The following is a 20,156-nucleotide window of genomic DNA, read 5'->3' as shown; positions in this document are numbered from 1 at the left end:
TTCATCATTTATCAGGAAATAAGAGAAAGCAATACCCCTATCCAAATCAAATTCAACTTCTTTAACTCACTTATCGCGTATTTGGCTGCTCTAGCAGTCAAGGCCATGAAGGTCAAGGAAGGATTTTGGTTACCCACACTGGTCATAGATGCACCATCGGTGACAAAAACATTTTTACAAGCATGTAATTGATTGTGCTTATTCAATAAGGAAGTCTTGGGGTCCAATCCCATTCTAACCCCGCCCATTTCATGAATGTCTAAACCGGGATTTTGATGGGTATCCCAAGTTCTAATATTTTTAGCTCCCGCAAGATCTAAGATTTCATGGGCCTGCTTTTGAAAATCTAATTGCATTTTCTCATCATTATCCGTGTAGGCTACTGAAGTTATTAATTGAGGTATACCCCAAGCGTCTTTCTTTTCAGGATGTAAACGTACATGGTTCTCCCAAATAGGTATATTTTCACCTTGCATCATCATGAAAATATGCCAAGGACCAGGTTGTGCAACTGAATTTTTATAATCTTCACCAAAAGATAAGCTAGAAACTCCACGATTCCAGCCTCCTCGCGATGCAGAAAAAGCCATCATATATCCACCCAAAAAATCCGAATCTCTTTTCTCTACATTTCGGAAAGAAGGAATAAATGCCGAAGTAGGTCTTCTTCCACGATAATAACTTTCTTCAAATCCTTCTATGCTGGCACTGGCATTTCCCCGGTAATTATGAAAGGAAATATAATGACCTAATATGCCCGAATCATTACTCAAACCAGTGGGGAATCGATTGGATTTAGAATTCAACAGAATTAAATTGGTATTTAGACAGGAGGCATTGACAAAAATAATTTTTGCTTTAAACTCAATCACTTCCTGGCTAATAGCATCAATAACCCGAACACCGATAGCTTTTTGCTTCTTCTCATCGTAAAGGATGGATTCTACTACTGAGTTGGGGCGTAGGGTTAATTTTCCTGTTTTAGCAGCCCAAGGTAAAGTAGAGGAGTTGGAACTAAAATATGCTCCATAAGGACAACCTCGATAGCATAAATGGCGGGCTTGACATTGGGCCCTGCCCTGTTCAAGATGTATTTTTTTAGGTTCTGTCAAATGAGCACATCGACCAATAATGACATGGCGGTCTTGGTATTTTTCTTTGACTTTTCTTTGAATTTCTTTCTCCACACAATTCAATTCCCAAGGAGGCAAAAATTCCCCATCGGGAAGTCCTTTCAGTCCATCTTTGTTGCCGCTAATACCTACAAATTTTTCAACGTGCGAATAGTAGGGCTCTATATCTTGATAATTGATTGGCCATTCAACGGCATAGCCATCTCGTTTTGGGCTTGAAAATTCAAATGAAGACCAACGCTGCGTTTGCCTCGCCCAAATTAACGATTTGCCACCTACTTGATAGCCTCGAATCCAATCAAATGGCTTTTCTTGTACGTAGGGATGTTCTTTATCCTTGACAAAAAAATGTGAAGTAGATTCATCAAAAGCATAACATTTCTTAACAATGGAATTTTCTGATGGATCTGGGTTTTTGCCGTGATGAGTAAAATCCCAAGGATTTTTCATAGCCGTGGGGTAATCTTCTTGGTGTTTTACGTCCCTACCCCGCTCCAAAACCAAGGTACGGAGACCACCTTCACATAATTCTTTAGCTGCCCAGCCCCCAGAGATCCCAGAGCCGATAACGATGGCATCAAATGTATTTTTATTCATTAGCTAAAATTAATCCCTTCAGGATTTGATTAGGTTCAAAGTACACAAAAACGATTGTATCTCGTAAATACCATTCAAGGAAGGCAAAGATTAAACATAATACATATGCTTTAAAGTACCTCTACCAGCTTTCCCGTTTTCTTATCCACGGGCATAGGTGCTTGGTTTTTAAGTAAATAATCCTTTAAAAGCTTCGTAAGTTCATTTGTTTTGTTGGGCTCTTTTTCAGCTAAATCCATTTGTTCGCCCAGGTCATTGGACAAATGGTATAATTCTTTTTTACCTGTCCTTAGGTCATAAATTAATTTATAGTTTCCCTTCCGTATAGCTGATTTATAATTAATACCAGGTCCATCTTGATCAATCCATTTGTTGGGATAATGCCAAACTAACACACGCGATGAATCCAATAAATTAGGTTCTTTAACAAAGGGAACAAAGCTCTTGCCATCTATGGATTGGGATATTTTACTATTCGACAAATTAGCCATGCTCAGTATACTTGGAAATAAATCTTCTGCGATAATATATTGCGCTGATACCTGATTGGCCTTTCCTATTCCAGGCCATTTGACAATCATGGGAATTCGAATACCCCCTTCATATACGGAACCCTTACCTGCCCGAAGAGGCAAGTTTTGTATATGCGCTTTCTTTCCTCGAGCAGGGGCTGTCGACAAGCCTCCATTATCACTTAAAAATAGAATTATGGTTTGATCGGCCACCTTCTTTTCTTCTAAATATTTCATGATATCACCCAAACTCTTGTCTACCCCTTCGACCAAGCTAGCGTATTTAGCCTCAGCAGAATCAAGCCCAGCTGTTAAATACTTCTGGAAAAATCGGGGATCGGGTTGAATGGGCGTATGTACACCGTAATGAGATAAATTCAAATAAAATGCTTGTCGGTTCCTTATGGGCGCATCCAAGGTTTTAATGGCCTCTAAGGATAAAGCCTCAGTTAAAAAAATGGAGGAACCGTGGTATTCCTGCAAATCAGGAACAGCTTGAGGGCTAAGTTTTCCGGGTATGTTACCATAATTCTCCTTCCCATAATAACTCTGAGGATGCCCTGCAGCATGGCCAGCAATATTTACTTGAAAACCTAAATTATATGGATTAGCCTGTGGAGTTCCGGCGGCACCCCAATGTGCCTTCCCAACATGGATGGTAAAGTATCCCGCCTCCTTCAACAATTGAGGATAAGCGATATATGAACGAGGATCCAAGCCATTCATTTTCCAAGCACTAGGACTGAACTGTTGATCTTCTGCATCGCTATTTTTATCCTTCATGGGGGATGTCCAATTGGTCACACCATGATGAGCAGCATTCATACCCGATATAAAACTTGTTCGGGATGGAGTACAAACCGGCGTGGCATAGGCGTTGGTAAATCTTAGGCCTTGCTTCATCAATAGGGCAATATTAGGTGTATGATATTTAGGATTAATAATATCTGTCCAACCCATGTCATCTACCATGAATGTGATGATATTGGGCTTTTTTTGTTTTTGCGCAAAAGCATTAATACTGACTATTATTAGAAATAAAACTGAAATTTTCTTCATCCCTGACTTATTGAATTGAATGGATAATTTAGGCAAAAAATTTATTTTTTTACCGCTTATTTATTTGATAACAGATTTTGAATCCTTAGCGATGAGAATTTGTATTGACAAATGTTTCACCAATTTCCAGACAAAGATTTTAATCTCGGGATACATAAATAATGAAATAAAACCTAGACCGAGATTTTAATCTCGGGTTACATAAATAATGAGATAAAATCCCAGACCGAGATTTTAATCTCGGGTTACATAAATAATGAAATAAAACCCAGACCAAGATTTTAATCTCGGGATTCATAAATAATGAAATAAAAACCCAGACCAAGATTTTAATCTCGGGATACATAAATAATGAAATAAAAACCCAGACCGAGATTTTAATCTCGGGCAAGAATTATCTTAATTGCTATCCTTCAAAACACGGTTCTATAAATTTTCACAAAAAAGGAAAGCCATTTTACTAAAATTATTACCTTGTAAAAAAACCTATACCCATGAAAAAGTTAATTACCCTAATTTTTTTAGGCCTTCACACTTTCATTCAAGCGCAATCAAATGCTCAAAATGAATATATAAAGCAGTTTCTTCGTTTCCCATTGGGTGCCGCGGTAAATCCAAAATATTTGTCAGAAAAACCCCTTTACCGAAGCCTAGTAGCTTCTGAATTTTCCAGCATTACGGCCGAAAATCACATGAAAATGGTCAATATCCATCCCGAAAAGGATAGATTTGATTTTTCTAAAGGAGACGAAATTATTGGCTTTGCTCAATCCACAAAAAGCCGAGTGCACGGACACACCTTGGTTTGGCATAATCAAACCGCCACCTGGATGAAGGAATTTCAAGGTGATCAACAGGCCTGGGAAAATATGTTGAAAAACCATATTCAAACAGTAGTTAAACATTATCAAGGACAAATTGCCGGGTGGGATGTTGTGAACGAGGCCTTTTTAGATGATGGTACCCTAAGACCCAGTATATGGTCCGAGCACATCCCAGATTATATCGCCAAAAGTTTCGTTTGGGCACATGAGGCTGATCCCCGTGCTTTGCTATTTTATAATGACTATGGACAAGACGGAAAACCTAAAAAAATGGAGGCTATTTTAAACATGGTTCAGGAATTCAAGAAACGACAAATCCCTATTCACGGTTTAGGTTTGCAAATGCACATTTCCATCCAATCAAAAAATGAAGAAATCAAGGAAGTCATTCAGCAATCAGCCGCTACGGGCCTAAGCATACATTTTTCAGAAGTAGATGTGGCTGTAAATCCTAAAAACAATCCCGATTTTGTCTTGGATGACCAAGTTAATTTAAAGCAAATTGAAAAATTTAAATTACTTTTTTCCTCCTTTGCCCAATTACCAGCCTCCCAACAATATGGCATCACTTTTTGGAATGTAGGTGATCAGGATTCATGGCTTAGAGGTTTTTTCAAAAGACCCAAGGAATATCCCTTACTGTTTAATGAAGCCTACCAAAGAAAAGCTGCATATCAAGAAGTAATGGATTTGTTAAAAAAGAAATAAGACCTATGAACAATAAATCAACCAAAAGATGGCTGATTCAATCGGTAAGCGGACTATTACTTACAGGATCTGGATTATCCATGGCCATAGATGCCGGAATTAGTAAGATGCAAGGAAATGATTGGTTTTGGTATGGGACTGCATCCTTAATCGTTTTTCAAGCAGGTTTATGCCTCTTGATAGATTCACTTAGGTTTAAATAGCCTATTTCTGTAAACCAAGCATTTTTTTATTTCCGTTTATTTCCTTGATATAAAAACTGGGATTTACTCCTACGTATTTCTTAAATGCCACATAAAACGTAGAGCGATTAGTGAAACCACTTTGATATATATACGTTTCCAAAGTAAACTGATCAAAATGATCAAAATGGACCAAAAAATAATGAATCTTCAAGCGATTCAACAACTCGACAAAACTAATCCCATAATAGTTTTTAATAAGTTTTGAGAACTTTTGTGGCGACTGTTCTACTTTTTGGGCCACTTGACTTAGGTCACAAGATGGCTCTAAATAAAAATAAGATTCTTTTATAATTCTATCCAATTCATTGGCATATTTATCCGTCAAAAATTCGGGCAATAAGGAAGGACAAATTTCTTCAACCGAAGGTAAATTAGGCCCCTGATCTTCATAGCTTGGTATAATACAACCATCCATATTTTCTTGAATGTTAGGACTAGTCATAAAATAAGCAAACAGGGAAATCGCTACTGCACATTTAAACAATTGAGAAGGAGGATCAAAAGAATAACCTAGAAGAAGGGTTGAATATTGATAAAATTGAAGTAAAAAATAACAGCTTACCGCCCCAGAAAGCAATTGAAGCCAGATCAATGTTTGCCTATTTATAAAGTTAAATGTAGCGCCCAAGTGCTTTTTTGCCCGATAAATTAACCTCAGACATAAAAAACTGTAACATATCCCCACTACTATTGAAACGGGCTGAACAACACCTGGTGGTATCCAACCTGCAGGTTTCACCAAGAGGTAATTATTCTTTTGGTAATACCCATCTAATATAGCCACCTTTTCACTGGCAGATAATAAAACATCAGGCATAACACCTATCGTAATGACACAAGGAAATAAAAAATGCCAATACTGATACTTTCTAATAGGATGCTTGGGATTCAGCATGGTCCAAACATAAAAATAAAGCAGAATAGGTATAAATGCCCTAACTATATTGGGTATACGTAACAAGAAAAGCATTTGATAAATATGCTTAGAAGTCAGTGCAAATATGTAAAACTCTAAAAATACCAAGGAAAAAATAATACAAATCAGCCAATAGACCTTGGGATAGGACCTGAAACGGGCGAATAAATAACACATAAATAATACCCCTATACCACTTGTCAAAAACGACAAATAGGGCACAAAATCAAACATATTTTTTAGCTAAAAAAGGATATGAATAAAAATATGGACAAAAAACAGGAAAAACAAGACAAAATTGATTAGGTATTTGCCAGCCAAAGTAAGTTCAGTCCTATAATTTGCCAACCTAAACCAAAATCAAAAAACAATGAAAAAAACACTCTTTTTCTTATGGGCGGTTTCCATCCTACTTTCATGCGCTAAAAAAGAAGACGCACCGAGCCTCAAAATGCCTAACCAAAACGGTTATACCATGGCTAAATCGGAAAACATCGAATTAGTCAAAAAATTCAATGATTTTGCTTTTGCCTTTGACACTGCATCCATGAAAGCCATGTATGCCAGCCCTCAGGATACCATCCATGACAATTTGATGAATATCACAGTAGCTCAAAGTATGCAAAACCTAACTAAAATGAAGACTGCTCAAATTAAACCCACTTTAAAAAGATATGGAGCTCTTTGGGAAACAGTTAATGATGAAGCCAATGCTAAAGGAGTTAAAAACTTTGTTATAGCCTATATCATAATGAACATTAGTAATAGTAAAGGCTCCAAAGATGTCTTACTACAACAAGTATGTGCCATCAAAGATGGGAAAATTGTGGAGGAATGGGATGTTTACGATACCAAGCCTTTCGAAGAATTAATGAAATAAATGAACCTCAAACTATAAAAATGAAAAAGATCATTCTATTGTCGGTTCTGTGTTTAGCGACTTTATTTAGCTTTGGCCAAGCGAACACAGCAAATTACATGTATTACAAAGTAAAAATTGGTCAACGCACAGCATTCAACGAAGCGTTGAAAACTCATGTAGCCAAATACCGAAAAGCTGATAGTAATTATGCTTGGGCAGTATATAACCTAGTTGGAGGAAGTCATCATAATGAGGTCATGGCACTTTATAATATCGGGAAATCATGGGCTCAACGCGATGAATTGAGTAATCTGCCCACCAATACCGAGGCAGCAAATGATTTCTATCTAAAAGTGGCCCCATTTATTGAGGGAGTTACTGGAGGAGATATCATAACCTACCAAGCAGACTATAGCAACTCAAGTCCTAAAGATCGTTCCTCTAAAATCCGATCTAATATTTTGACCTTGAAATATGTTCCTGCACAAGAGTTCTGGGATGTACTAAAACGCTTGCCCAAAGCATGGGACAAGGCTGGTATAAAAGTAGCTACTTATCAAACCTCAGGAATTAATCGCATCATTTTCTCTCGCAGGTTCCCAAATGGATGGAAAGAACTAGATGAAGGAGCTAAATTAAAAAGTGCTTATGATGAGGTATACGGAAAAGGTGCCTATGAAAAAGATATAGCCATCATGCGCAATTACGTGGTAGAGAATGAAACGGTCTTCATGACCTTTCATTCTGATTTATCATCCAAATAATCAAACCTATGTTCTATCCTAAACCTCATCGAAAGATGAGGTTTTTGTGTTTATTTGACACAAAATAAATGCTAACTAATTAACCTTGCTTTCAAAACATCTTGATTGAAACATAAGTTAAGTAATCACATCATGTTGATTACTAATTATGAAAGCTTTTCTACTTTTTCCGCATCAACTTTTTGAAGAAGTTTGGGAGCAGCCAAAAGATCAACTATTTTTTCTCATAGAATCAGACCTCTATTTTAAACAATATAACTTCCACCAACAGAAACTACTATTCCATCGGGCTTCCCTTCGTTATTTTGCCGACTCATTGAGGGAAAAGGGATTTCAGGTCAAGTATGTTGAGGCCAATGATTCAAATTCAGATATTTCCAAACTCATAACTTACTTACAATCAGAGGGATTTCATACATTCACCTATTACGATACCCATGATTATTTACTTGAAAGACGTATTGCCCGCTCTTGTAAGGTAAAAATTCATCAACTTGCCAGCCCCAATTTCTTAAATCAAGAAATTAGCCTATTAGGTAAAAGAAAGCCCTATTTTCAAACGGCCTTTTACATTCAACAAAGAAAAAGCCGACAAATCTTATTGGACGATGAACAAAATCCTTTGGGTGGGCAATGGTCATTTGATGCAGATAATCGGAAAAAAATACCTAAAAACACCCCGATTCCCAGGCCATTTCCCAAGCTTGAAATAAACCCATACATACAAGAGGCTATCAATTACGTAGCTACTCATTTCCCTAATAATATAGGAAGTTCAGACGCTCCTTGGCAGGGAATATATTATCCTTGTACACATGAAGATGCTAAAAGGGCTTTGCAACTTTTCATTGAAGAGCGCCTATCCCAGTTTGGAGCCTATGAAGATGCCATGCTGGCCCAAGAATCTACCCTATTTCACAGTGTACTGAGTCCGCTTATCAATGTAGGCTTGTTGAATCCCAAGCAAATAGTCCATCAAATTGCTCTTTCAAATGCCCCATTAAATAGCTTGGAAGGCTTTATTAGGCAAATCATGGGTTGGAGAGAATTTGTTCAATTACTCTATCAAAAAATCGGAACTCAACAAAGAACCACGAATTACTGGCAATTTACCCATGACATGCCAGCGGCCTTTTATACCGCCAGCACAGGAATCGAGCCCGTGGATAGCTGCATTCAAAAACTTTTAAAAACAGGTTATTCACACCACATAGAGCGACTCATGGTCTTGGGTAATTTCATGCTCCTATGTGAAATTAAACCAGATGCGGTGTATCAATGGTTTATGGAAATGTACATTGATGCCTACGACTGGGTGATGGTACCAAACGTGTATGGCATGTCACAATTTAGCGACGGAGGCCTCATGACCACCAAACCTTATATCTGTGGGTCCAATTACATTTTAAAAATGAGTGATTATAAAAAAGGGCCCTGGCAAGCCATTTGGGATGGACTATTTTGGCGTTTTTTAGACAAACAAAGAGCTACCTTTTCCAAGAATCCCAGATGGGCAATGCTTATTAGCACTTGGGATAAAATGCCTGCCGAAAAAAAAGAGGCTCATTTACTTCAAGCCGAAACCTTCCTAGCTAAGCTTTTTCCAAAAACTTCTTCAAGCGATTCCAATAGGAAAAAAAACTAGGGAAATCTCCCTTTAAATCGGGATTTAAAAATGGATATGGCTCCCTAATTCCTTGAAAATGAGCATTGATTGGGTGATCCCTAAAAATTCCTTCGATACCTAAATCGCTATACTCGCCCCAATAAACTTGAATTCCCGGAATTTGAGCAGCTAAATCCAAGATAAATTGTATGGATTTGGGCGACATCGGGAATTGATCAAAATGAGAAGGTTCAAGTACCAATATCCGATTTCCTTGCTCCCCTGCATGAAACTGAGGATCGAGGGTATAATGCGTGTAAACGAAAGTAGGAATATCCGTATTTATTGACAGATTTGGTGAGACTCTTTTGAAGAACTGCGGAATGAATGCTGCCTCTTCCTTCAATACCTCAGGTACTGGCAAATTGGGCAATTCTTCATAACTATAATCCAGCGGGGTATTCCTTTGAACACTTTTAGTGTAATGATTGATGTTCTCTTGATTGGCATAATAGGGCTTATTGCTAAATGTAGCTGCGCACCATTGCCAACTCAGTGCATTACTGGCTAAATCCCCATCCAACAAATGGTAATACATCCAAGTAGCTGGCGACGACCAATGGTAATGTCCCACATTACAGGTCAATGATGCTAGGTACATACGGATGTGATTATGTAAATAACCGGTTTTAGGGAATTGGGCTAGCTGTAAATCCAGGGCTTGTATGCCTGTTTGTGCTTTCAAAAGACTTGCAGGTATACGATTAGACAAAACATCCGCTTGTGGGTGGCGAATATCTTGAAAGATGCCATCCCCTAATTTGAACCATGTTCTGGTGTAAAACTCCCTCCAGGCTAATTCCTGAACAAATTTTTCAAGTTCAGGAAAACTAAAACCTCTATTTTTCAATCGAAAATACACTTCAGGAACACTGATAAATCCTCGAGATAAATAGGGTGACAGGTAGGAAACTCCCCCATCAATAAAATTCCTGCTGCGCGCATAATGAACAGGATCAAAATGATCTAGGCGCTGGTATACTGCAGCTAGATTGGTTGGGAAGTCAATCAACGTTTACTGATTTTATTGAGGCTAATACTCCGTTGAAGGGAGCATTTAAACCTAGGATCTACACTCACTCTTTTTTGAATGTGCTTGGTAATACGACCAGTCATCCTTTTTCTCCACATTTGAAAGCTTGATTTCTTACTATTCAAACGCATGAATTCAATCACCTCTTTTTCTTTGAGTCCAAACTGAAATTCAATAGCTTCAAATGGCGTTCGGTCTTCCCAAGCCATTTGAATGATTCGATCCATATCTTCTTCTGAAAAACTATTTACTTCTTCTACACCTTTCACTACAATAAACGATTTGGTCCCAATCACGCTCCCACTTTTTACGCCAAGAAAATGGCTTTGTACAAATTGGGCATATTTTGAAAGGGAGATGTTGTTTTTTTACGCCTTGCATTCAAATGATATAACAAGAGATAAACTAAAGGCTGGTAAAAAAGTTTTCGTTCTACTTAGCGCATCGGAGTAGAATGCATCATCCTAATTTTCCATCTTCCAGCCTGTCGGACTAAAACCACACTTTCTAGCCAACGAACATTCCTGACTTTATCTTCCCTTCGGATAATAGCTTGATTCCAATATGAAACCCATGCCATATCTCCCTTTTGCTCCGTTTTCAAAAATGTAAAAGTATTTTTTCGCTCAAAATTGGCACTAGGATTCCCTTTAATTTTTAGTGCTAAGGTATCGTTGGTCCAAATCATGCCCGCTTCATACAGCACAAAATCTGGGGTGGTATTCTCTCGGAACAAACTTTCCTTTACTTGAGAAAACCCATCAAAAAATCGAATGATCGGTTGATGAAGGCTATCTAATGAAGCCTGGGCTTGAACATTCCTTGTTCCTGTAAGTACTGTGACCAAAATAATGCCGGTAATAAGTAGTCGATGATTCATGTGTGAAAGCCTATTTTTTTTCAAATGTAGAAGTAAATCTTTCATAATGGAATGACATTTTTAGGTTTTACTATTAATTCATCCCCCTTAAAATCAATCGATACTTGTACCTCATACCTATTTAGGATGATTTAAAGGTGAAGAAATTTCCAAATTTTAGCTACATTGATAAAAAAATACCTAAAATAATGAAGAAAACACTTTACCTAATAGCACTTTTAGTAACGACTTTAACCTGTAATCTGACTGCCAAACCTACTGGATCCTACAAACTGGTAGTAGAAGGTTTTGACTGGGGAGCAGGTGTTAACAAGGTTATTTTATCCTTATCCGATACCACGTCTCAAGTTCGCGCGGCAGATTATACGGTTTTCGCATCGAGAAAATCGGCCGCAGGACCTATTGCTGATGAACAATCCTCTGGAAAAAGAGAGGTGATTGGAGCTTATGTCTCCGATGAAAAAGGGAACCGAGTGAAAACGGGCAAAAACATTACTTTGGTTTTATCCGTGGGCCCACAATTAGCCATTAGCTCTCCCATTCAATATTTTCGTAGCAAAGGAAATGTGTGGGTTGATTACCAATTGACCATCATTGACTCAAAATCTCAACAAGTTTGGGATACTAATTTGGGAAAAATCATGCCTTTGATTGATCAATTTGATTTAAATGGGAAATTTAAGTTCAATGATCAATTAACTATGTCCTATGCGACCTTTAGTCCGACAGTCAAAAAGGATAAAGCCCCACTGATTATATGGTTACATGGAGGTGGAGAAGGAGGTTTTGACCCCACCATACCTTTATTGGGCAATAAAGCAGCCAATTATGCCTCAGAATCCATTCAATCCATCTTTGAAGGTGCCTATGTTTTATCGCCACAATGTCCAGGTGCTTGGATGCATAATGCTCAAAAAGTAAGTACACAGGGTAAGGAAAATGATGTGTATAATGAAGGTTTAATGGCCTTGATTAAGGATTATGTTAAGTCCAACCCCAACATAGACCCTAGTAGAATCTATGTAGGAGGATGTTCCAATGGAGGATATATGGCATTGAAACTGATATTACTTTATCCAGATTATTTTGCGGCAGGCTACATTAGTGCCTTAGCCTATCGTTCAGAATACATCAGCGATGCTGATATTCAAAAAATCAAGCAAGTACCCATTTGGTTTGTTCATTCCAAAGACGATGCCACCACGCAACCGGATTTAACCGTCGTACCTGTATTTAAGAGATTACAAGCGGCAGGAGCTAAAAATGTACATTTCACCTATTATGACCATGTACATGATATTACCAATTTTTATGGTGGAAAAGGATTTACCTACAATGGCCATTGGTCATGGGTGTATTTACATGAGAATTTACCGAGAACAGATTTTGATGGATCATTGGTCAAATGGAATGGTAAACCCGTCAGCATCATGGAATGGATGGCGGCCCAGAAAAAAGGTAAATAAAATAAGCTAATTTGTAAAAAACAGAGCCTCCTGTGACATGCATGGGAGGCTTTTTTTATTCTTCAGTAGGATTAAAAAAAATACGGAATTTGTGAAAGCTTTATTATTAGATAATCGTATAAATATAAAACGATTTTGTTTAGATAATTAGATATAAATCTAAATTTATTTGAAAAAAAATACCTAAAAAACCATTTAATTTTTGAACAAAATTGATGGTATATATCAAAAAAATGGCTTTTTAAGCAAAAAAATGGTAAAAATTTAAGATAATTTAGATTTAAATATGAAAATAATTCAATCTAATTATTACATTTACCACGTGTTCGAAATTTTTTAAGAAGTGTTCTAGATAAAAATATGAAACTTAAAACCTTTAAAAAATCGAATAATGAAATCGAAAATTGCTCTTGTGCTTTTGGCTGCAGTTACTTTTTCCTGCCAAATGCAAATGGATGATTTAGCTTTATCTCCTAATGGAAATAACGGTAATTCATCTGCTCTAGGATTAACACAAAATTCAAATGTTGGAATAATCAGTTCCAACGAAGTTCTAATTAAATTCAAAAGTGGAACCTCCGAAGCAGGAAAACTTAATGCTTTGAAGGCAATCACTGGTACCATCAAAGAACAAATCGTCACCCAAGAAATGAAAAATGAAGGGGACGAAGGATTCTATGTAGTCAAAACGAATATCAATGCCATTGAGGCCATTAACCGCGCTGCTGGAAATTCTTTGATTGAGATAGCTGAACCCAATCAATTATATACCCACCAACAAACCACTACTACTCCTAATGACTTATATTATGGAACTGGACAATTGTGGGGATTAAATGGTACCTATGGAAGTAATGCAAACGTAGCTTGGGCCAATAATAATACAGGACGTTCAACCGTATACATCGGCGTAATTGACGAAGGTGTCATGTTCAATCACCCCGATTTAATAGACAATATATGGATCAATCCTAATGAGATTGTTGATGGTCTTGACAATGACAGAAACGGGTTTATCGATGATGTTCGTGGATGGGATTTTGCCAATAATGACGCTAGCGTTTATGACGGACTCTCCACCAACGATATAGATTCTCATGGGACTCACGTTTCTGGAACCATCGGAGGATTAGGTAATAATTCAATCGGAGTAGTAGGTATGAATTGGAACGTAAAAATTATACCTTCTAAATTTCTAGGAGCAACAGGAGGGTCTACATCTAATGCCATTAAAGCCATTGATTATTTGACAAACTTGAAAAAAAGTAAAGGTATCAATATAGTTGCCAGTAATAATTCCTGGGGTGGCGGTGGCTATTCCAAGTTATTATTATCTGCCATCCAGCGTGCTGATAAAGCAGGAATCTTATTTATTGCAGCAGCTGGAAATGCCGGATCAAATATTGATAATGTTAAATCATACCCTGCCAGCTATGCTTCACCCAACGTGATTGCTGTTTCAGCCATTGATGCAAATGGACTAGTACCTTCTTGGTCAAATTTTGGTGTAAAAACAGTAGCTTTAGGTGCTCCCGGTGCCAATATAATCTCAACTGTGCCTGGACCAAATGGAGTTGGTTATGCAGCATACAATGGTACATCTATGGCAACGCCACATGTTAGTGCCGCAGTAGCACTATATGCAGCTAAAAATTTCCCTTCTAGCACCACACAAATAAACTCTCAGGCCATTAAAAAAGCCATTCTAAATAATACCATTCCTACCCCTTCTTTAAGTGGTAAAACCATTACTGGTGGTCGATTAAATGTGGGAGTAGTAGGATTTTATTAATTTCTGATTGTTACCCATTAACCCGTGTTTTAAAAGCCTCTCCATTCGTGAGAGGCTTTTTTTATAACAATTTTAAAGTAAGGCAGTTAATTTAAAATGGCTTGATTTAAAATCCTCGCCGTTAAATTACCTAGTAGCTTATTTCTCTGAAATTGAGGGATAGGTATCATACCTTATAAACAACCAACATACATGAAAAAATTACAACTAAAATTGCTTGTAGCGGCCATGTTATTGAGTCAAACTCCCTCAGCATTCGCACAAAGCAATAAAAAAGTAGAACCACTAAAGGCTCCCGTAGCCGCCACTCCAAAAGCAGAAGCCCCCAAAGCTGATGCCAAAAAAGGACCTAAACCCTATAATAAAGTAGTTGACAGCACCGCGGTCACCCAAAAAGGATTAATAGACGTCCATAAAATGGATCAAAAATACCTTTTTGAAATACCTGCCACTTTAATTGAACAGGAAATCATGACCATCACGCGCTTTTCCAAAACACCGGCTGGCGGTAGTATTTTTGGGGGCGAAGAAGTAAACCGACAAGTCATTCAATTTGAAAAAGGTAATAACCAAAATTTATTACTTCGTTCCATTAGTTATGTCATTATGTCGCCCGATGAAGGAAAGCCCTTAGCTCAAGCCGTTAAAAACTCCTCTGCTAACCCAATCATTGGCATATATGACATTCTTGCTATCAAGAAAGATTCTAGCGGCAAAAAGGATTTATCCTACGTCATCGACATGACGAGCACCTTTGATTCCGACATTCAGACATTTTCCTTAGATCCAGTTAGAAAACAAACACTGAGCTTACAGGCATTTCAAAAGGACAAGTCATTCATTCAAAAAATAAGCACTTATCCTATTAATACAGAAATCAGGTCGGTAAAAACCTATTCTACGGTCCCTGCTTTGATTTCTTTAAGTCCAGTACCTAGAATTGGCACCAATTTACCCGCTGGATTGGATGCAGGTTTAGTGACTTTGGAATTAAACACTTCCATGATAGCTCTTCCTAAAAAACCCATGCGAAAAAGAAGCTTTGATGCACGCGTAGGATATTTTGCCAATCAATATGGGGTATTTGAAGATGAATCACAAAAAGCAGAAACCGATGTATTTGCGGTTAGATGGAGACTGGAGCCTAAATCAAAAGAAGATGCTGAAAAGCAGAAAAAAGGTGAATTGATTGAACCAGCTAAACCCATTGTTTATTATATCGATCCAGCTACTCCTGATAAATGGAAAAAATACATTAAAGCGGGTATAGATGACTGGAAAGTGGCATTCGAACATGCTGGTTGGAAAAATGCTATTCGCGGTGAATATTGGCCTGAAAATGACCCGAGCATGAGTTTAGAAGATGCTCGCTTCTCGGTAGTACGTTATTTTGCTGCCGATATTCAAAATGCGTACGGCCCCAATGTTCATGATCCAAGAACCGGCGAAATCCTAGAAAGCCATATCGGTTGGTACCATAACATTATGTCACTTTTACGTAATTGGTATATGGTTCAAACCGGAGCTGTAGACCCAAATGCCCGCAAAAAACAATTTGATGATGCCCTGATGGGCGAGTTAATCCGTTTTGTGTCTTCTCATGAAGTGGGTCATACCTTAGGTTTACGTCATAACATGGGAGCAAGCTCAGCCACACCCGTGGAAAAATTAAGGGATAAAGATTTTCAAGAGAAAAATGGACATACTTCCTCCATCATGGATTATGCCCGTTTTAACTATGTAGCTCAACCCGAAGATGGAGTAAAACATCTATTCCCAAAAATTGGTGATTATGACAAATGGGCTATCAAATGGGGATATTCTTATTTTGAAGATGCCAAAAGCGAAAAAGAAGAAAAAGCCATTCTGAATGAATTAACCAAAGAGGCTTACAAAAACCGTAGACTTTGGTTTGGAACTGAAGTTAGTCCTTATGACCCTCGTTACCAAACAGAAGATATAGGAGACAATGCCATGCTTGCCTCTACTTACGGAATTAAAAACCTACAGCGAATCCTGCCAAACTTGATAGATTGGACCAAAGAAAATGGAGAAAGTTATTCAGAGCTAGATGAATTATACAGCAATGTAACTGGTCAATTTAGAAGGTACCTAGGTCATGTTACCAAAAATGTAGGAGGTATTTATGATACTCCCAAAACATATGATATGGCTGGGAATCAATTTGAAATAGTTCCCAAAAACCTACAAAAAGATGCTGTAGCTTTCTTAAATAAACAATTGTTTGCTACACCAACTTGGTTACTGGATCAAAATATTTTAGCAAAAATCAATCCAGAAAATGGACTTGAATCCATAAAATCCATGCAAGATGCGACCTTGACAAATTTATTGATGGGCGATCGCATGGTTCGTTTAATGGAAGCTTCTTCTATCAACAAAAACAATTATTCTGTTGATGAACTAATGAGCGATTTACGTTTAGGTATTTTTGCCGAATTAAAGAGCCAAGCTTCGATCGATATTTTCAGAAGAAATCTTCAGAAATTATTCATTGATAAAGTAGCCGCTTTATTGAATCCAGGTTCCGCTCAAGTTAGATCTGTTCCCGTAGGTGTCACCTACGGCTACAAGACAAGAGTCGTTAATCTAAACCAAACCGATTTGCCTTCCATCGCCAGAGGTCAATTACTTAGTTTAAAAGATAGCTTAAAAGCCGCATCTGCTGGCTCAGCTGACCGCTTAAGTAAATTGCATCTTTTAGATTTAATGGCTCGAATCGACAAAGCTTTAGATCCAAAGAAATAATAGAAATGGTTTTAAATAAAAAGCCTCCTGATTTTTCAGGAGGCTTTTTTATGAGCAATGAAGATTATTTAGGTAGATTATGGATTAAATTAGATGATGAGCTAATCATTGAATTAGAACCTAAAGCAGCGTTGCGCTGATCTTCTAAAGCCATTAATCGACGAATACGAATATGTTGCTGGTAGTCTACCACCTTCTCGTAATCATTTTCATGGTGATTACTTTTAATAATTAAGACCAAAGATTCTATGAGCAAGAAAAAGAAGAACCAAATCAAATAAAAGATTAATGCGGTAGGATATGGATCAAACTCCAACAAGTAATTAATCAAGGCATTTAATTCATCCAAAAATCCGGGTTTTCGGCTTAAAATTTCCTTTGCTTTATTTTTAACTTCCGCGGCATATTGTTGCCCTTTCTGCATCTTCTCATTTTCCAACACACTAATTTTGGAGGCAATGGCTGCCTGAAAGGTTCGCAAATTAGATATCTCCGGATTAGGAATCCGACTACTTTGCTGCTCACTGATCAAATTACCTGCAGAATCATATTTCTTTCCGCCTCCGCCCCCAGCCAAGGTAGCAGGTAATCGCAAAATCTGGCTTTGTAATTTTTGAAAGTTCAATTTCTCCACCAGAATTGTGCTGTCCAACTGCGCTACCGCTGTTTGATAGGAATTCCTGGCTATGTTGCTTTCCTTTAAGGCCTTGGCCTCCACAGATGCCTGAGCAATTTTCTCAATATCATTGGCAAAAAGGTATTGGTCAATGATACTGGCCCCAATCACGGCGACGATGATTCCCAACAAGACACGGAAAAACTTAGCCCAATGATTCAGTTTGGCCGAAAGTATGATTTGTCGCTCAATTTGTACAATCAACACCGCCATAAAAAGCGAACCAAAAAGAGAAAACCAAGGACCAAAATTGAGGTACTTATTGGAAAAAATATATCCAATAATGGACCAGATTAAGGTGATGATGACCAAGGCGGAAGTGATTTTCTTTTGATCACGTTTACTAGCTTCAGAGCATTCCGACAGTATCTGGTAATTATGTCCTGAAAGGAAACAACCAAAACGAAGCCATAAATCGGAAGGCGTATTTTTCTTTTCCATAGTATTATACATGACGGTTGATGATATTAGCCATAGAAAGAGCGGCTAAACCCTTGTTAAAGCCTCGCTTGTAGGCTAAAATAATCCGAAAAGAGGTGCCTGTATTATTGGCAACATCGCTCTTAATTTCTTCCATGACTTTAAGTCGATCCAAACAAATTTCTCGCCTGGACTCGAGCTCTTCCACTAAATCATGTAAATCAGCTTTTCTACGAGAATTAATATGAAATTCTATTTCTTTTACGTATTCTTTGATGGCAATTTCAGCCTCATGTATATCCGCTTGTAAGTCTAATTGAATGATTGAAATATTATCATCGCGGTATTTATTATCGGCAGTAGTTAAGGCATCTTGATAGCCCTCCATTTCATAATCATGCCGAATTCGATCAAAAATCCGTTGCCAAGTAGATTCCGACCTACCGCCAAATTGAGGCTTTCTCTCAGCAAAATTAGGGTGTAAACGATGATCCAATTCATTGGCCTTTTCCTCCAATGAATCGGTAAGAATAAGCCTCTCCTCAGGTTTATTCCTTCCAAATAAATTATTCCAAATTCCCATTATGATTTGTTTTAAAGCGTCTGGTTAATTTTCCCACCCTTCTTAGATTTCTATCTAGTTAGGCTGATTGAGTTGGTAGAAAAATAATACCATAGGCATGAAGCACATCAAATTCAGATATTTTTTTTGAATTCCTCAAAAATTAGTACCAACGGCATTTTCAATAGCTAAACCTGAATTTTTTTGGTTTTGCCAGAAAGAAATTAGCAGCGGAATACAATGCATGAGCTTGTATGCAAACGAAGGCTTTGGCCAATGGATTATGTGCTATGGCCTATTTTTTTTCAAGAAAGGAATTCAAAAAATTAATGGGGAGCCGCAAAACCACTATTGGCTAATTGCTTGAATAGACTTTGCACTTGGGGGATACCCTGGGAATCATTGATATCAAAATAGCGATAATGCTCAAAATCCGTTTTGTGGATACCATTTTCTTGAATGGCCCCTTGCGATTTATAGGCTGCTATGACCCAATCGGCCACAATCTTATAACTCACTTTGTCATTCTCTTTAAAACGAAATACCCGATTTAGTGTAAATGTAGGCGCATTGGCTTTAATCTTAGTTTCAGGAAAGCCCTCTAACATGGTAAATTCAATCGGTTTGGCATTTGCTGACAAAGGACTTCCCGCGATAATAATTGGCTTATGAGCTCCTTTAAAACGTTGCACTGCTCGCAGTGCCATTAAAACTGCTGTTTTATGGTGACCATGCTGACCCGCATGCGGCAACATCGTAATAATAAAATCGTATTGCCGCTCTGCCAATATCAAATCCAATCGCTTTTCAATGAAAGGAATATCCCAATTTTTACATGAAATATAAGGTGTTGGATCTAGTGTATACCAGTCATCCGGCTGCTCCATGAAATAGATATTTCTCAAACCCATGATTTTAGCGGCATCTAAAATCTCTTGTTTTCTAATCATGGGCAAATGAGTACGGGCTACCAGAGAATCTGTAAGATTCAAACCATAATACATGGCACCTAATTGAGAATCGGCAAAACCACCTCCCCCATCGGTCATAACTGCCATATCTACTATACCTTTTAATTCATGCGTAATTTTGAATAAACTCACTGAAAATCCAGTTTCATCATCGGGATGCGCCGTAACCACCAATACTTTGGGGCCTTGGGCTGTTACTGCATGGCAGAAACTAAATAAACTAAGCAGTAGAAGACAAGAAATAGTTTTCATGAGTAAATAGGTAGCGTGTATAAAAATAAAGGAAGGGGTAATTTTTCAA

Annotated in this window: 18 protein-coding genes; 8 read left to right on the top strand and 10 right to left on the bottom strand. The window is 37.8% G+C overall.

Annotation, left to right across the window (positions count from 1 at the left end):
• Nucleotides 1-11: 11 nt before the first annotated feature.
• Both ACST15_RS09725 and ACST15_RS09720 read right to left on the bottom strand, forming a co-directional pair.
• The gene (locus ACST15_RS09725; RefSeq protein WP_459454463.1) at nucleotides 12-1,730 is read right to left on the bottom strand and encodes a GMC oxidoreductase; all 1,719 of its coding nucleotides are present in this window, start codon (nucleotides 1,728-1,730) and stop codon (nucleotides 12-14) included.
• A gap of 110 nt (nucleotides 1,731-1,840) precedes the next feature.
• Complete coding sequence (locus tag ACST15_RS09720) at nucleotides 1,841-3,301, bottom strand: sulfatase (RefSeq protein WP_459454462.1); 1,461 nt, start codon at nucleotides 3,299-3,301, stop codon at nucleotides 1,841-1,843.
• A gap of 494 nt (nucleotides 3,302-3,795) precedes the next feature.
• Between ACST15_RS09720 and ACST15_RS09715 the strand changes: the two genes are divergently transcribed.
• Nucleotides 3,796-4,833: an endo-1,4-beta-xylanase gene (locus ACST15_RS09715; RefSeq protein ID WP_459454461.1), complete on the top strand. Its 1,038-nt coding sequence runs from the start codon at nucleotides 3,796-3,798 to the stop codon at nucleotides 4,831-4,833.
• A 5-nt stretch (nucleotides 4,834-4,838) separates the two neighbouring features.
• The gene (locus ACST15_RS09710; RefSeq protein ID WP_459454460.1) at nucleotides 4,839-5,036 is read left to right on the top strand and encodes a hypothetical protein; all 198 of its coding nucleotides are present in this window, start codon (nucleotides 4,839-4,841) and stop codon (nucleotides 5,034-5,036) included.
• Nucleotide 5,037: 1 nt separating this feature from the next.
• Here the strand turns inward: ACST15_RS09710 and ACST15_RS09705 are convergent, their stop codons facing one another.
• On the bottom strand, nucleotides 5,038-6,228 hold the full coding sequence (locus ACST15_RS09705) for a helix-turn-helix domain-containing protein (RefSeq protein ID WP_459454459.1): 1,191 nt from the start codon (nucleotides 6,226-6,228) through the stop codon (nucleotides 5,038-5,040).
• A gap of 136 nt (nucleotides 6,229-6,364) precedes the next feature.
• Between ACST15_RS09705 and ACST15_RS09700 the strand changes: the two genes are divergently transcribed.
• From ACST15_RS09700 to ACST15_RS09690, 3 genes are all read left to right on the top strand, one after another.
• The gene (locus ACST15_RS09700; RefSeq protein WP_459454458.1) at nucleotides 6,365-6,874 is read left to right on the top strand and encodes a hypothetical protein; all 510 of its coding nucleotides are present in this window, start codon (nucleotides 6,365-6,367) and stop codon (nucleotides 6,872-6,874) included.
• 20 nt (nucleotides 6,875-6,894) lie between these two features.
• Nucleotides 6,895-7,620: a hypothetical protein gene (locus ACST15_RS09695; protein WP_459454457.1), complete on the top strand. Its 726-nt coding sequence runs from the start codon at nucleotides 6,895-6,897 to the stop codon at nucleotides 7,618-7,620.
• Nucleotides 7,621-7,768: 148 nt separating this feature from the next.
• A complete protein-coding gene (locus ACST15_RS09690) occupies nucleotides 7,769-9,265 on the top strand; it encodes a cryptochrome/photolyase family protein (RefSeq protein ID WP_459454456.1) in 1,497 nt (498 codons plus the stop codon).
• On the opposite strand, the gene ACST15_RS09685 is transcribed toward ACST15_RS09690, so the two are convergent.
• Genes ACST15_RS09685 through ACST15_RS09670 form a run of 4 tightly spaced genes read right to left on the bottom strand, consistent with a single transcriptional unit; the run spans nucleotide 9,213 to nucleotide 11,199 of the window.
• The gene (locus ACST15_RS09685) at nucleotides 9,213-10,298 is read right to left on the bottom strand and encodes an FAD-binding domain-containing protein (protein ID WP_459454455.1); all 1,086 of its coding nucleotides are present in this window, start codon (nucleotides 10,296-10,298) and stop codon (nucleotides 9,213-9,215) included. The genes ACST15_RS09690 and ACST15_RS09685 overlap by 53 nt on opposite strands.
• Nucleotides 10,295-10,546: a TIGR03643 family protein gene (locus ACST15_RS09680; RefSeq protein WP_459454498.1), complete on the bottom strand. Its 252-nt coding sequence runs from the start codon at nucleotides 10,544-10,546 to the stop codon at nucleotides 10,295-10,297. The genes ACST15_RS09685 and ACST15_RS09680 overlap by 4 nt, the downstream gene beginning before the upstream one ends.
• A gap of 16 nt (nucleotides 10,547-10,562) precedes the next feature.
• Nucleotides 10,563-10,700: a DUF2256 domain-containing protein gene (locus tag ACST15_RS09675; protein ID WP_459454454.1), complete on the bottom strand. Its 138-nt coding sequence runs from the start codon at nucleotides 10,698-10,700 to the stop codon at nucleotides 10,563-10,565.
• A gap of 55 nt (nucleotides 10,701-10,755) precedes the next feature.
• On the bottom strand, nucleotides 10,756-11,199 hold the full coding sequence (locus ACST15_RS09670; RefSeq protein ID WP_459454453.1) for a nuclear transport factor 2 family protein: 444 nt from the start codon (nucleotides 11,197-11,199) through the stop codon (nucleotides 10,756-10,758).
• A gap of 188 nt (nucleotides 11,200-11,387) precedes the next feature.
• Between ACST15_RS09670 and ACST15_RS09665 the strand changes: the two genes are divergently transcribed.
• The 3 genes from ACST15_RS09665 (at nucleotide 11,388) to ACST15_RS09655 (ending at nucleotide 17,226) form a co-directional block, all read left to right on the top strand.
• Nucleotides 11,388-12,665, top strand: a complete 1,278-nt coding sequence (locus tag ACST15_RS09665; RefSeq protein WP_459454452.1) for an alpha/beta hydrolase-fold protein — start codon at nucleotides 11,388-11,390, stop codon at nucleotides 12,663-12,665.
• A 391-nt stretch (nucleotides 12,666-13,056) separates the two neighbouring features.
• Nucleotides 13,057-14,457 carry a S8 family peptidase gene (locus tag ACST15_RS09660; protein ID WP_459454451.1) on the top strand — a complete coding sequence of 467 codons (1,401 nt, stop codon included), beginning with the start codon at nucleotides 13,057-13,059 and terminating at the stop codon, nucleotides 14,455-14,457.
• Nucleotides 14,458-14,649: 192 nt separating this feature from the next.
• Entirely contained in the window at nucleotides 14,650-17,226 is a 2,577-nt protein-coding gene (locus tag ACST15_RS09655) for a zinc-dependent metalloprotease (RefSeq protein WP_459454450.1), read from the top strand.
• Between the two features lie 64 nt (nucleotides 17,227-17,290).
• On the opposite strand, the gene ACST15_RS09650 is transcribed toward ACST15_RS09655, so the two are convergent.
• The 3 genes from ACST15_RS09650 to ACST15_RS09640 all read right to left on the bottom strand — a co-directional run bounded on the left by ACST15_RS09650 (nucleotide 17,291) and on the right by ACST15_RS09640 (nucleotide 20,107).
• Nucleotides 17,291-18,343 carry a DUF4407 domain-containing protein gene (locus ACST15_RS09650; RefSeq protein WP_459454449.1) on the bottom strand — a complete coding sequence of 351 codons (1,053 nt, stop codon included), beginning with the start codon at nucleotides 18,341-18,343 and terminating at the stop codon, nucleotides 17,291-17,293.
• 4 nt (nucleotides 18,344-18,347) lie between these two features.
• Nucleotides 18,348-18,905 (bottom strand): hypothetical protein, encoded by a 558-nt coding sequence (locus ACST15_RS09645; protein WP_459454448.1) that lies wholly within the window; start codon nucleotides 18,903-18,905, stop codon nucleotides 18,348-18,350.
• A 305-nt stretch (nucleotides 18,906-19,210) separates the two neighbouring features.
• Nucleotides 19,211-20,107, bottom strand: a complete 897-nt coding sequence (locus tag ACST15_RS09640) for a PIG-L family deacetylase (protein ID WP_459454447.1) — start codon at nucleotides 20,105-20,107, stop codon at nucleotides 19,211-19,213.
• Nucleotides 20,108-20,156 lie beyond the last annotated feature (49 nt).

It is taken from the genome of Aquirufa sp. Wall-65K1, assembly GCF_054558475.1.
This window is presented reverse-complemented; position numbering and strand designations above follow the sequence as displayed.

Coding starts and splice junctions, on each gene's coding strand:
- ACST15_RS09705 (WP_459454459.1), bottom strand. CDS start 6,228: ATGTTTGATTTTGTGCCCTATTTGTCGTTTTTGACAAGTGGTATAGGG.
- ACST15_RS09660 (WP_459454451.1), top strand. CDS start 13,057: ATGAAATCGAAAATTGCTCTTGTGCTTTTGGCTGCAGTTACTTTTTCC.
- ACST15_RS09675 (WP_459454454.1), bottom strand. CDS start 10,700: ATGCAAGGCGTAAAAAAACAACATCTCCCTTTCAAAATATGCCCAATT.
- ACST15_RS09715 (WP_459454461.1), top strand. CDS start 3,796: ATGAAAAAGTTAATTACCCTAATTTTTTTAGGCCTTCACACTTTCATT.
- ACST15_RS09670 (WP_459454453.1), bottom strand. CDS start 11,199: ATGAATCATCGACTACTTATTACCGGCATTATTTTGGTCACAGTACTT.
- ACST15_RS09695 (WP_459454457.1), top strand. CDS start 6,895: ATGAAAAAGATCATTCTATTGTCGGTTCTGTGTTTAGCGACTTTATTT.
- ACST15_RS09640 (WP_459454447.1), bottom strand. CDS start 20,107: ATGAAAACTATTTCTTGTCTTCTACTGCTTAGTTTATTTAGTTTCTGC.
- ACST15_RS09650 (WP_459454449.1), bottom strand. CDS start 18,343: ATGGAAAAGAAAAATACGCCTTCCGATTTATGGCTTCGTTTTGGTTGT.
- ACST15_RS09690 (WP_459454456.1), top strand. CDS start 7,769: ATGAAAGCTTTTCTACTTTTTCCGCATCAACTTTTTGAAGAAGTTTGG.
- ACST15_RS09680 (WP_459454498.1), bottom strand. CDS start 10,546: ATGGATCGAATCATTCAAATGGCTTGGGAAGACCGAACGCCATTTGAA.
- ACST15_RS09700 (WP_459454458.1), top strand. CDS start 6,365: ATGAAAAAAACACTCTTTTTCTTATGGGCGGTTTCCATCCTACTTTCA.
- ACST15_RS09645 (WP_459454448.1), bottom strand. CDS start 18,905: ATGGGAATTTGGAATAATTTATTTGGAAGGAATAAACCTGAGGAGAGG.
- ACST15_RS09665 (WP_459454452.1), top strand. CDS start 11,388: ATGAAGAAAACACTTTACCTAATAGCACTTTTAGTAACGACTTTAACC.
- ACST15_RS09725 (WP_459454463.1), bottom strand. CDS start 1,730: ATGAATAAAAATACATTTGATGCCATCGTTATCGGCTCTGGGATCTCT.
- ACST15_RS09655 (WP_459454450.1), top strand. CDS start 14,650: ATGAAAAAATTACAACTAAAATTGCTTGTAGCGGCCATGTTATTGAGT.
- ACST15_RS09710 (WP_459454460.1), top strand. CDS start 4,839: ATGAACAATAAATCAACCAAAAGATGGCTGATTCAATCGGTAAGCGGA.
- ACST15_RS09720 (WP_459454462.1), bottom strand. CDS start 3,301: ATGAAGAAAATTTCAGTTTTATTTCTAATAATAGTCAGTATTAATGCT.